The sequence below is a fragment of the Bacteroides graminisolvens genome, assembly GCF_963666085.1.
Classification (GTDB): domain Bacteria; phylum Bacteroidota; class Bacteroidia; order Bacteroidales; family Bacteroidaceae; genus Bacteroides; species Bacteroides graminisolvens.
The window spans coordinates 3,117,008-3,129,199 of record NZ_OY762556.1; the positions used below are offsets into that span (position 1 = coordinate 3,117,008).

Annotated in this window: 10 protein-coding genes; all 10 read right to left on the reverse strand. The window is 46.6% G+C overall.

The window, feature by feature from the left end; genetic code table 11:
* Nucleotides 1-1,245 (reverse strand): conjugative transposon protein TraM, encoded by a 1,245-nt coding sequence (gene traM, locus ACKPCE_RS13220; RefSeq protein ID WP_319505526.1) that lies wholly within the window; start codon nucleotides 1,243-1,245, stop codon nucleotides 1-3.
* Nucleotides 1,232-1,564: a hypothetical protein gene (locus ACKPCE_RS13225; RefSeq protein ID WP_258978383.1), complete on the reverse strand. Its 333-nt coding sequence runs from the start codon at nucleotides 1,562-1,564 to the stop codon at nucleotides 1,232-1,234. Before ACKPCE_RS13225 ends, traM begins: the two co-directional genes overlap by 14 nt.
* Nucleotides 1,565-1,588: 24 nt before the next feature.
* Nucleotides 1,589-2,203, reverse strand: coding sequence for a conjugative transposon protein TraK (traK, locus tag ACKPCE_RS13230; RefSeq protein ID WP_258978384.1), 615 nt, complete (start codon nucleotides 2,201-2,203; stop codon nucleotides 1,589-1,591).
* Between the two features lie 39 nt (nucleotides 2,204-2,242).
* The gene (locus ACKPCE_RS13235; protein ID WP_319505527.1) at nucleotides 2,243-3,373 is read right to left on the reverse strand and encodes a hypothetical protein; all 1,131 of its coding nucleotides are present in this window, start codon (nucleotides 3,371-3,373) and stop codon (nucleotides 2,243-2,245) included.
* A 35-nt stretch (nucleotides 3,374-3,408) separates the two neighbouring features.
* Nucleotides 3,409-4,140, reverse strand: coding sequence for a DUF5045 domain-containing protein (locus ACKPCE_RS13240; RefSeq protein ID WP_258981832.1), 732 nt, complete (start codon nucleotides 4,138-4,140; stop codon nucleotides 3,409-3,411).
* A 3-nt stretch (nucleotides 4,141-4,143) separates the two neighbouring features.
* Nucleotides 4,144-4,875 carry a hypothetical protein gene (locus ACKPCE_RS13245; protein WP_407655036.1) on the reverse strand — a complete coding sequence of 244 codons (732 nt, stop codon included), beginning with the start codon at nucleotides 4,873-4,875 and terminating at the stop codon, nucleotides 4,144-4,146.
* Between the two features lie 32 nt (nucleotides 4,876-4,907).
* Complete coding sequence (locus ACKPCE_RS13250; RefSeq protein WP_319505528.1) at nucleotides 4,908-7,451, reverse strand: hypothetical protein; 2,544 nt, start codon at nucleotides 7,449-7,451, stop codon at nucleotides 4,908-4,910.
* 18 nt (nucleotides 7,452-7,469) lie between these two features.
* Complete coding sequence (locus ACKPCE_RS13255; RefSeq protein WP_319505529.1) at nucleotides 7,470-10,184, reverse strand: TraG/VirB4 family ATPase; 2,715 nt, start codon at nucleotides 10,182-10,184, stop codon at nucleotides 7,470-7,472.
* A 45-nt stretch (nucleotides 10,185-10,229) separates the two neighbouring features.
* Complete coding sequence (locus tag ACKPCE_RS13260) at nucleotides 10,230-11,780, reverse strand: hypothetical protein (protein WP_319505530.1); 1,551 nt, start codon at nucleotides 11,778-11,780, stop codon at nucleotides 10,230-10,232.
* A 106-nt stretch (nucleotides 11,781-11,886) separates the two neighbouring features.
* Nucleotides 11,887-12,192: a DUF4133 domain-containing protein gene (locus ACKPCE_RS13265; protein WP_319505531.1), complete on the reverse strand. Its 306-nt coding sequence runs from the start codon at nucleotides 12,190-12,192 to the stop codon at nucleotides 11,887-11,889.

Sequence of the window (12,192 nt, forward strand, 5' to 3'; positions counted from 1 at the left end):
TTATCGTTCCGTTGATTTTTTCTCTTTACCGTTCACCAGGTACACGAATGTCCCGTATTTCAGCTTCGCCTTATTCTTCTTCACCGACTTAGAGATGGCATTGCTGGTTTGCTGGTAAGCATTCTGTACAGCTTGCATACCCCATTGGGTAAAGCTGTTGCCACCCGTTCCGTTGTTCATATTTACATTGCTACCCAAGGCACTGCTCGCCACATCCTTGCTTGTTTCCCTGAATGTGCTACTAGGTACATATAACCCTTCCAACCCGTCCGTATCGTAAATGGAAAGATCCACCTTCAGCAGTTCATCATCCACCATCAGGCTTTTCACATTGCCTTTCACTCGTTGGCTACCGAATCCGGTCATCGTAGCATAGAGGTAAGCTCCTTTGGATACAACCAGCTCACCGATTTCCACATCATCCAGCAGTCGAAGCCTTACCCTCGACCCATCCACCGCCTTGATGTCCTCGTCTATGATGGCTTTTATCAATTTCGGTTCCGACTTATTCTCGGCCAAAGTGTGGAAATAATCCGATGGCTTCTTTACAAGTTTTACTACCGTACTACTTGTAGTATTATCGCCAATACCGTTCACCTCTATTTTCCCTTTCATGGCGGTATGTCCGTTTCCTGCATTGTCCGTATTCTCAGCCATATCCGGCACACCTTCCGTATTTTTCTGACCGTTCAGCCGTGCTTCGGCAAGTGCTTTTTGCAATTCTGCCAATGCCCCTTGTTCCCGTTGTTTGCTTCGTGCCAGCCGTTCCGCTTCGCTGAGTGGTTGCAGGTTGGTGGAGTCCGTCATCAGATTTTTCCCTTTTTCAGCACTTTGCCGGAGCTTTTCCTGCATCTCTTGCGAGCGTTGCAGTTTTTCCAGTTCCTCGGTCCTTTGGGCTGCTTCCATATCCAGCAGGGCAAGGTCATCTTTTGAATACTTCGAATCATAGCCTTCCTTGTCCTCTTCCTCATTGCCCCGGTCAATATTCTCTACCGCCGAATAGTCCTGGATTTTTCCGTAGGACTTCACCATGCTCTCGTACTTGCCGCCTATACCGTCACTCTGAATCTGTGCTTGTGGCAGTTCCGGATTCAGAAATTCCGTGGTTTGCAGTTCACTTGGTTTCTCTGCTGCTTCGGTGTCAAAGATGTCAAAGACTAAATACCCGGTTATCAGCAAGAGGGGGTAAAGGATAGCAGGAAGCATATACTTCGGCTGCTTGAAGTTTATCTTATCTGTGATCATTGCGGTGAAGTTTTTGTTTGAGTAATTTTTCCTGTTGCTCCGTAGCCGTTGCGTGTTGCTCTGTCTTCTGCATCCGGCTCACGGCTACCATGCGGTAAATATTAAATGCCAGGCAACTCACCACAATGGTGAATACGATGGTAAGAAACCATTTCGGATGTTTACAGGCAAACCGCTGCACACCACTGGCCGCCTTATCAATCTTCAATACTTTGGCAGTCTTGCAGCCTGCCGCCACTTCACTCTCATACCGCTTTCTGTATTTCGGATCGTCTTTGTCTGGCATTCTTTCTCCGATTATCATCTTTTTCCAACTCATATCAATATGCTTTAGGGATTATTCTCAATAATTGTTCTTTGTCTTCTGCTCAATGTCTTTGTTCAGCAGCGTTCGCCAGTTCACCACCAGTAGCCCGTGTGGGTTGTTGTCCGTTCTCGGCACCCGTTTCAGTTGTCCTGCTGTCACCAGTTCACGGGTCAGGATGCTTGTCCTTCGCTCAATGCGTTGGCGGCCGTAATAGGTAAATTCCATCTTTTCCTTATCGAATTTAATGCTGTCACAGAAGATGGAGAACACCGCACTCGTACCCATGATATTGTTATAGAAGCCTTTTTCTTTCAGGGTATTGTATTGCGCCAATCCCGTTTCATCGACTAAGTACATCGCCTTTTCCATCGTGTATTTGATGTATTTATCATCAGGAGCCAATGTGAAAAAATAGTGGTGGAACATCTCCACATGGCTTTTGGCTTCCACGTCAAGGGTTTCCTCCATCGTGGTACGCTGTACTAGGATGGGTACATTGCCGTCCAATACATACACTTTCTGTTGAGCATCCACCACCATAGTTCTTGCCGTCCAGATACTCGATACGCTGATAAGAATACACCCCAACAGGAAAAATCCACAGATGATGGTTACCAGCTTTACTTTGTTTTCAAGATTCTTAATGACCATATTTGATTCTATTTTTGTTGCTTGTCCTTTTCTTTTCCCTTATTTCATCATGGAACTGATAGCTCCCGTCGTTGACATCTTGGCTTGTTGTGCCACACCCTCGCCGAAGTTTCGGGTAGAGAATGCCGTATCTCCTTCCGGCACCATCCATGCCGCCAAGTCCGGCACAAGGTTCAGGCATTTCAGAGCCACGATGCTTGCCGCCATCAGATAACCGGCAGAGAAAAAGGAGTTTTGCAGGTAGGCAGCCATGGTCTGTTCGGAGGTGGTGATTGCTTTCAGGTTCTCCACCTGTATGCAGAGCACAATGTCAAAGAGTAATAGCACGTAGAATCCCACGAAGTACAACATCGCCCCATAGAAATGCACCGTCAGATACCTTGTCAGCCACTTCGCCCATGCACCTTCCCATTTCGGAAGCAGGCTGAAAGCCCACTGTATAGGGCCAAAGATGGTCAGCATACCGAGCAATATCTGCTGACAGTATATCGTTGCCCACCACCCGATACGAAATACGATCAGGGCTATCACCATCACTATTTTATCTATGCAGACGGTCGCTCCGCTCACCAAGGAAGTGAACCACAGCTTGCTGGCATCCTTTTCCATATTCGTCACTTCATCCACTCCAGTATGCTCCATCGTGGACTCTATCAGATTGGGGTCTGATGTTCCTGAATGAGCTACATCGGCTTGTGCCTGTAGGTTGGTGTACATGGTGTCCCTCACGTAGATCAGCTCCTGCACCTCCTGAAACTTATCCGTTATCTGTGTAGCTTCCGCTTCATACAAGTCATGTGTATAGGAGCCGATAGCGTTGGGAATATAGGATAGGAAATCCAGCACGCACCAATTGCTTCCGCTACCGTTCATGCCTGTGTCTGCCGGTGGGTACCACCACGACAGAATGATAGCGATCACCAGTGGTTTGAACAGTTTCATCACATCCAGCGGCTCATGCTTTATCATCATCTTATACGCCATTCCTCCGGCCACAATGATGGAGAAGAGTGCTGCCAGTGCCATGCACATTTGAAGAATCCACCAAAAAGGCCCTTGCGAACCCGTAAAGGTGGCATCGCAAAGAAATTCATTAGTCTGAAAGATTACGTCGTCTATCTCTTCTTCGAGAATATTGATTCCGAAATCCGAAAGTATGTTATCTGCCATACGTCTGCTGTTTTTAGGTTATGTCATTCTATTGTTTATTCTTCCAGTCCATGTTTACTGGTGCTCCAGCCCGCATCTCTCCAACGGGAGAGAGCATTTCTCACGATCTGTGCCTTGTGGTTCTCGATGTTCCCCGTAGCCGCCAGTAGCTCCGAAGTCTTCCGGGCATTGGAGAGCCGCACGATGTAAAGGATAAGTGTTTCATTTTTCCGTGCCACATCCGCATAAATGCGCAGGTATTCTTTTTTTCGTTGGGCATTGGGCATATAGGCATTCTGTGCCGCTTTGATGGCGCATTGATACACGTTGTAGTACTCCTTCCAATGCGTTTGTTCATTGGCGGTACCACCCACCTTCATTACCCGGCGGATATTCCGTTCAAAGTCCGCCATCTTGCTATTCAGTTTACCGTTCTCTGCCACCCATGCCAGATCCAGTACGCCACCGCTTCGGTCTGCCACATTCAGGGCTTCTATCTTTGCCCGTTTGTTCAGGGCGGAATCCAGTGCTTCGGCATCATCTACTTGTGCATAGAGGTTCAATCCGGCAGTCGTTCTGAAAGCCAGCTTGTTCTTGCTCGATGCGCTTTTCTGATAAGATTTATGCAGAACGGTATAGTACAACGAGGGGGTCAACCCTCCCGAACCGATTTCCATGACGGTGATCTGGTTCATCTTGGCATCATCGTGGTCATACGTGACGCTTTGCGCCTTTACCAGGGGACAAATACCCATAACCACTGCCGATAGGAGTAAGATTCTTTTCATCATTTACTTATTTTTATAGGGGTTCAGTCCTGATTCTTTCCATCTGCCGAAAGCGCCCTCTATGATTTCGGACTTGCTTTTGGTCCGATAGACGGATTCTTTCCAATATCCCATGCGGAGTTGGATATACCGCCACGTCTCAAAGTAAGATTTGTTCAGGTGCTTCTCTATATTGTCCAGCCCGGTATTGATACTTTCCAGTACAAAAAGCAGGTCGGAGGTGGAGCAGGCGGCCGCACCGGTAGCATACAACACAAGGTCACTGAGTGAGCGGTAGAGGTGATTGCCTTCATCGCTTATTTTTTGTATGCAGCGTAGGTTAATCCCGATAAGCAGTGTATCACCCAAAGATAGTTTATTGCGTTTCAGCACCTTCTCATTATAGTCTTCCAGCAGGTGCTTGTACTCCTGTATGCGCTCGCTTACTGATTTGTAAGTTGAATAGACATTCAAGCTGGTACGCAGCGACTGATAAAGTACATCTATCACATCAAAGGCACGGGTGTACTTGTCCAAATCCACATTCAGGTTCTTGTAGTCCACCGTAGCCTCGCTGCTATACCCATGCAGAAGTTGGTTGCTGAGTTCCAGTGTCGAACGTGCCAGCAACAAGCTCCGTTGTTGCTTGTGGTCATTGATATAGGCTTCCACCGCCGGCAAATCAAATCCCCATTGGGCACTCGCCTTAATAGGAAATAGAAAGATTACTATAAGTAGTATAATAGTATGTACTATTATACTGAATCTGTTTTTTCCTTTTTCCATCATTATTCCTCCTCATATTTTCCGTTATAATCCACTGAGTGCAGACTGTTGGCGGCTCCACGTAACCACCGTTTCCGACATTGCTCCACCAGTGTCAGTCTCCTGCCTTGGTCATCATGGATAGCTGGTGCGATGTCTTTCAGCACATCTATGATCGACCGTTTGTAGTGCATCATCTTTTCCAGTGATACCAGGTCGGCATAGATTTTCGTCAGTCGGGTATCCACCTGTCGGGCTACTTGCAGTCTGTCCGACGACCAGAGCAGATGATAGACATCTTCACTCTGATCTTCTTCTGATGGGGCACTCTTCATATATTCTGTACTTACCTGGCAGTTGGGATATTGTCTGGCTACCTCCGATATCCGGTTGTTCACTTCTTTGGCTTTATCCGCATCGCTCTTATTAGGGTCGAGTTGCAGTACATCCACCACCTCCGTATCGGTGTATTCTGCGGTCAGTTCCCAACTGATTTGCACAATGGCACGGTGTATCTTGATACCCAGAAAATATTTAGGTTTCCGGGCAATGGTCACGGTAGCTTTGAAAGTAACAATACCCTTGATGTTGGGAGCGGTCGCTTTCCTCAGATAGCTATAACCTTCCCACCACCCGTCACCCTGCCATGTCAGGCTATAGGCCGTTTTGCAATCTTGTAGGATAGCTGGTATTCGGTAATAGTCATCCGTCGGCACAGCATTGTCTTCGTTGGCTTCGGCACGGGCTTCTGCCAACTCTTCCATCTTCTTTTGCCAACCGGAAAGTTCCGTTTGCAACTGGGTTATCCGGCTCTTATTCTGGTTATATTGCTGCCTGTACTTGGCTGCATCTTCCACACTGGCTGACGCTATCTTCTTTATCAGATCGGCATTCTCATTTTCCAGTTGCTCTATCTGACTTTGCAGCAGATTGATTTGTTGTTGGTATTCTTTCTCTTTTTCATCCAGTTCGGACAAATCCAGGCTTCCATTTCCCGAAAGGGTGGTCTGCATCGCACACTCTTTGGTGTGTGCATCCAAGCTACCTCCGCATGTGCGGCATTTATAGGAGGTGGTACCGGAAATAAGTGTAGCCCCATCATGACAAGTCACGCTGATGATGACGCTTTCGCAACCTTTCAGCTTGGCGGCATCCGTTGCCTGATAGTATTTCTTGGCATCGCTACCTATATAATAGGTATAGCCCTCTTCATTGTCATTGTATTCTGACAGCTTTGCGGTCAGTTGCGCCTTGAACGCATTCAGGTCCATCGTGTAGGAATCAAACAAATCCTCGTAGATGACTTCCGTATGATTCCAGCTCTTGGTCACGGAAATACTGTATGCGTAGGCTTTCTTCGTCTGTCTCCCGTTTCTTGAAATGACATAGCCATTACGCCAGTAGTTGATAGAATAGGTATAGCCGTCATTACTACTATTCAGTTGGCTCACCTTGGCTCTCGACCATCCGGCATACCTTTCCGAATTACTCAATATCTGTTCCACCTGTGCCGCATTGGGATAAAAACCGGCATCGCCTGTTTCAAAACGCACCCATTCACCTCCATTGATCACACTGTTATCATCGGTGGGTGGATTGTAGTCGCAGAGTGTCTCACTACCGGCATCCCGTCGGTAGATATACCACCGTTGGGTATAATATTGTCCCACTGCCTCATGCAGATAGTCCGTCGTCCACGAGGTCAGGTTGTAGTTACTCAGGTTGAACAAGTTACTTACGTTGTTCTCTCCGCCGACTAACGACAGCAATGTGCCTCCGATAGATTTATCCATCTGCTCATAAAGTTGATAGCTTCCTTTCACGGCATTAATCACCGTTTTGGTTTTTCCCTGAAGAAGGTCATCAAAACTGCTATTACACAATATCTGCTCCGACAGGTTATCACCTCCGGTAGTAGCCAGATTCACTCCCATGTTATACAGTTGGTCTATATCTGCCTGAAGATTCTCTTTGGTGAAATTACTTGAGATCTTGCCGAAATCGTCAAACATTGTTTGCCAGTCAATGTCTCCGGACTCGAAGAGTTTGAAGAGGGCGGCGATTTTTGGATCAAGCTCCAGAAAGACAATGTCTTTAAATGATAGTTCACTGTTTGTCACTACCGATTCAAACTGCATACAGAGAATTTTGGTCTCGGTGCAGATTTTCATCAGATAGCTGCCCCAGTAGAGGGCGGTTTGCGGAGAGCGGAGCATCAACCCCGCCACCGTCCATATTTTGGGCATGATCTTTGCACTGACAAGATTGTAGATGCGGCGGTAATAATAGTTTTCTGTACTGCTGGCGAGTATGCCGAGTTCGGTCATACCTTTCCGATCCATGTATTTGGATAGGAAGATACCTGCAGCTGCCACCTCTGCGGCACTGTACTTATCCAGAATCTTCTTTACCTGCTCGTTGTAGTAGACTTCGGCCACCGTCTCTGCCCCGTATGCCCCCACCATAGCCGCGATAGTCTTCTTGTCATAGTTGACACGCACATACTGCGCATTCACCTGAATGGCAAAAGCACAGATCACTATGAGTATGAACAGAGTTTTTTTCATTGTTATCAATTCTCTTATTTATCCTTTTTGGCTTTTTTGTGCAAGATTAAGTACAGTTCCTGCTTGATTCACCTTTTGTGCAAACGACAGTGATTTGTCAATACCGGACAGGTTCCAGTCCCGGCAGTAGGCTTCGATGGCTTCCTGATGGCTGCATCCCAACTCCCGTTTATAAAGTTTCAAGGCTTCCTTCTCTGCCCGCTCCGTAGTGTAGGTCATATAACACTCCTTGGATTCCTCCACGCCATACACGCCGCTGGTCATTCCTCTGCGGATAAACACCTCTTTAAAGAACGAGCGTCCTTCCTTGTTTTCAAGGCGATTGATGGTGAATATCTTCTTGCAGTCCACATCGGTCAGGCCGAGGATGGATTGTATATTATCGAATCGCTCCCTGAACTTGCTTTGGTCGAGCAGCATCACCACATCCGAGTTGTTGATGATGGCTTCCTTTACCACCGGGCTATCAATGATGTCCTGAATCTCCTGTGTCACCACGCCCACACTTGCCCAAAATTTACGGGCGGTTTTGTACATAAACTTAATGTATTCTGCCATTAGGGGAGAGGCTATCGCCTTCCATGCTTCCTCGATTACAAGGACTTTCCGGTTCGTTTTCAGACGCATTTTTTGCAAAAAAACGTCCATGATAATAAGCGTGACTATCGGGAATAATTCCTTACTGTCCTTAATGGCATCCACCTCGAATACGATGAAACTCTCATTGAACAGTGTCGTATCCACCTGTTCATTAAGTGTCTTCTCATATTTTCCACCCTTATAAAAAGGCTGTATCATATAGGCGTACTTGTCATAGTCTATCTCGGTGATGTTGTTCTCCATGCAGATGATGTCAAGTAATTCAATAGAGAACTCGTAGAAACTGTTGAATGAAAGCTCCTTCACCTTCAGTGCCTTGCGTCTCTCTTCCAGCATAGACACCGTTCCGGGCACTTTAGCAAGTAAAGTCTCTGTGTCCACACCCAGTATGGCAGCTTTACGCTTCGCTCCGTTGACGAGCTTTTTGGTCACAGCCTCCCTGCGTGCAGGGTCATAACCGCTGGAACCGTTGAAACAAACTTCGTAATACTCGTTGATCATCTGTTCGGCGATACGGATTTCAAGGTCGGTAGCCGTAGCATCCGAACCTTTCCAAATCTGTAGAATCAAGTTTTTCAAGAAATTGACTTTCTCTATATTCAGTTCTGCACGGTTGATATGGAACGGATTCATGGTGATAGGCTTCTCTTCGGTATAGCTGATATACCTGCCGCTGAGGTACTCACAAAGTCCTTCGTATGAATTACCCGTATCTACCATGACTACATCGGTATTCTGTTCATAGAGTTGTCTGATCACACTGTTCATGTGGAAACTCTTACCGCTTCCGGAAGGGCCGAGGCAAAAGAAGTTACTGTTATCCGTCAGCTTGTTACGCCCTTCCTTTCCTGTTATATCAATAGCGACAGGCACACCCTGCCTGTCTGTATAGTAAATTTTGAGAGGTGTTTCCTCGTTGTGCTGGGTACGCTCCTTGTACATCAGGCAAGTAGCGGCATCACCGAGTGTCAGGAAGCGATCATAGTCCGCATTCATGCCGTAGCAATTTCCGGGGAAAGAGTTAACAAAAAGTTCCAGTTGGTTATAGGCTCTCTTACTGATATGGATGCCTATACGCCCGAAACAATTCTCCAAATGGTTTGTCGGCTTCTGCAAGTCCGCCTGCTTGTCGCAGCATACCACCAAGTTATAATGCGTGTAAACCAATTGCTTGCTTTCTCTGGCCACCGTCTCCTGCACACGCTTGATGTCTTCCACAGCCATCTCATTGGAAGGATTCGGGATGCTCGCATGGCGGTTCTTCTTTTTGTCCAGCATAGTCAGTTCCCGTTTTTGATTGGGGATGAATATCATCTGATTATAGATCACGGTCTGCGCTTCGGGTATGCTGTCTATCATGGAAACCAAGTCTACCGGCATACTGGTATTGTTCACCTCGATGTTGGTGTAGGGGCGGATCAGTCCGGGAAGATTGGTGCTGTCCACATCCACAAGGCTATATAGCTTGCATTTATGATCACCCATCCCGATGCTTTCTTCATCCACCTTGAAGTTACTCATGGAGATATTCTTATCTGTAAAGTTCATGGAGAAACAGCGGTCCACCAGCTCATTTGCGGCATCTTTGTCCAGAAATTCCGATTGCACGCCTGCGTCGCGCAACTGATCCTGTACCTTACGGATTTTCACAAGGAAGTCCTTCCATTTCTTATTGTCGAACGAGAACAGGCTACTCTTCCTGGCTTCCTGCGTGATAGTGAGATAAGTGCAGCTATCCGTATATTGTCTTCCCTTGAAATATCCGAAATAGGATTTCGACAGAAACTCTTTCTTCTCCGCATCCACAAATCCGAAGCGGTTTCTTGTGAAGATGTCCTGTTTGTGCAAGGCATACCCTTCACCCAATGTCTGTGCTATAGCGGTGAATAGATGAGTGAACTCATAGTAACTGTCTATATTGGCGGAATATTTCTGTACCGGATTATCCAGTTTCAGCACCGCTGAATATTCTCCAGTCTTGGTATAGATAACACCAATTCCATTTGTGTCTTCCACAGAGAAATAAATATCCTGAAAGATATGCTGACGTTTACCTCCCGTTCCAAAAGCATAGACCGATACGGCCATGCCTATAAGCAGTGCCACAAAAAAAAGGATTACATAGATTGTCATTGCTATATTCTATTTAGTGACTGCAATAGTTGTTTGTTTACCTGTTCAAAAAAGATAGAAAAGACGCAACTGCATCTTTGCGTACTGTTTGGATAGTGTCCCCGCAATGATGCCGTTCTCCATATCCATCATGTAAAATGACTGGCTGGTAGATTCGCTGCTGGTCAGGTATTCACCGCTTGGAATCTCAAACTGTTTCCATGCGGCATCTCTTTCAGAGTAGCGAAGCTGATAATACAATACCACCATTTCAGCAAGAGACGGTACATAGCTTCCCGGATGCCTTTGCACTTCATCAATCATCATCTTTCGTGACAAGGAGAAGCCTGTATCTGTATGAAGAGCATCACCCGTATCTTTTATATGTGATTTTCCAATCAACAGCGTGGTCAGTTCCGCACCGTTTGTATAACCAAGGGCACAATTCATTCCGTATGGAATACCGGGCTTGAAGATGATTCTCTCCGCATCACCGACTCCCTGAGCCTGTTTGGGATTGACAATTCCTTCTTTCCGCTTTCCGTCAATGGTAGCGAACACCTTTCCACTGGTCAAGGAGCTGCTACCAAAACAGAGCCTCCCTTCACAGTCTTTCAGTGCCACCGCTTTACCACGTTTTCCGTCGGTCTGAATGACGATTGCAACAGAAGATGTGTCCCGCTTATCGCTGATATAGCCACCCTTTTGCAGATAATAACCGACTTTCACGGTATCTACCTCAGAAATCCTGTTATTACTAAGAATTGCATGACGTGTATCTACCCAACTGCTGTTCACGGTAAGTCCGTTAGCTGTCTTGTGAAGATTGATTTGGGTCAGACTCCCTGCACGCAAAGGTGGTAGCGTAGTCTTTACCGCATAATTTTTCTGGTTGATTTTTGCAAGGATTGTAACCACACCTACCGTTTCCGTCGGAATCAGGTAATAGTCAAACGATCTGCCATTGTTCAGCAGGCAGTCCGCTTGCCGGGCAGTGATGGAACCATCCGCAGTCATGCCGAGCCATCTGCCTTGATAGAGCAGATACATGGCCTTTGTATAAACGCCTTCACCGTTGATATTCAACCCTTCTAGCCAATCTTGTACATCGTTACTTCCACAGGTAATGCGAAGCAAAGCCATCGCACTGACCATATTCACCTTTACTGATACTGTTCGGCCATATTCACGTTGCACTTCCCTCCCGTACAGATTTTCCCCAAAAGGAGCGTTCAGTAGAATGGCATCTTTGTCTTTCAGCCCTTTGCGGTACGGGAAACAGACGTATAGCTGTGCTGTCGAGTCTGTAGCCACCGCATTCCGGTCGTTTGTCTGATAGCTTCCGTTCTCATTCTTCATAAATGCCGTCCCCTGAAAAGCAACCGATTCTTCCTCCGTGGCATCCTTCGGATTCGTATAAATCCCAATTGAGGACAACGCCTCCATTTCCTGCGTTAACAAACCTTCGATGCTCACTTCAAAAGGGCGTTTGGCATTGTCCCAATTTTCCCTTGTCTTTTCGGCTGTCTGTTGGGCTTCCAGTGAATGTTCCGTTTGAGTCTTTTTGCCACAGGCTGACAACAGGATTGTTCCGATTAAAATAAATAGATACTGCATTTGATTTTAAGTTAGACAGGCTCACCTTTCCGGTAAGAGGGCTGGCTGCTTACTTGAACGGTGAGCCTGTCAGGATTAATACCGATTGTTAATCCGCATGATTTTGTCACACTCTTTTTAAATAGGCGTAAATGAATACCCCCTTGCTGCTTTTCTTGGTGTGCAGCCCTTTTCTCTGCTTGAGGAAGATGAGAGCCGCGCCTGTACCCAGTGCAAGAACCAATGTAATCAGTCCGGCAAGGAAGCCTATTAGACAGTAAGCCACGATGAAACCGATAATGGCTCCACCGATGGCACCTGCTGCCCAATAGATGTAGCGGCCTTGGACTCCCATGAATTCAAGAGGTTTTTGCAGCCCCTTGAACAACGGGTATTCTGCATACCGGCTGTCGGAATTAGAGTCTGTACCCAT

Coding starts and splice junctions, on each gene's coding strand:
- traM (WP_319505526.1), bottom strand. CDS start 1,245: ATGATCACAGATAAGATAAACTTCAAGCAGCCGAAGTATATGCTTCCT.
- ACKPCE_RS13225 (WP_258978383.1), bottom strand. CDS start 1,564: ATGAGTTGGAAAAAGATGATAATCGGAGAAAGAATGCCAGACAAAGAC.
- traK (WP_258978384.1), bottom strand. CDS start 2,203: ATGGTCATTAAGAATCTTGAAAACAAAGTAAAGCTGGTAACCATCATC.
- ACKPCE_RS13235 (WP_319505527.1), bottom strand. CDS start 3,373: ATGGCAGATAACATACTTTCGGATTTCGGAATCAATATTCTCGAAGAA.
- ACKPCE_RS13240 (WP_258981832.1), bottom strand. CDS start 4,140: ATGAAAAGAATCTTACTCCTATCGGCAGTGGTTATGGGTATTTGTCCC.
- ACKPCE_RS13250 (WP_319505528.1), bottom strand. CDS start 7,451: ATGAAAAAAACTCTGTTCATACTCATAGTGATCTGTGCTTTTGCCATT.
- ACKPCE_RS13255 (WP_319505529.1), bottom strand. CDS start 10,184: ATGACAATCTATGTAATCCTTTTTTTTGTGGCACTGCTTATAGGCATG.
- ACKPCE_RS13260 (WP_319505530.1), bottom strand. CDS start 11,780: ATGCAGTATCTATTTATTTTAATCGGAACAATCCTGTTGTCAGCCTGT.
- ACKPCE_RS13265 (WP_319505531.1), bottom strand. CDS start 12,192: ATGGGTACAGACTCTAATTCCGACAGCCGGTATGCAGAATACCCGTTG.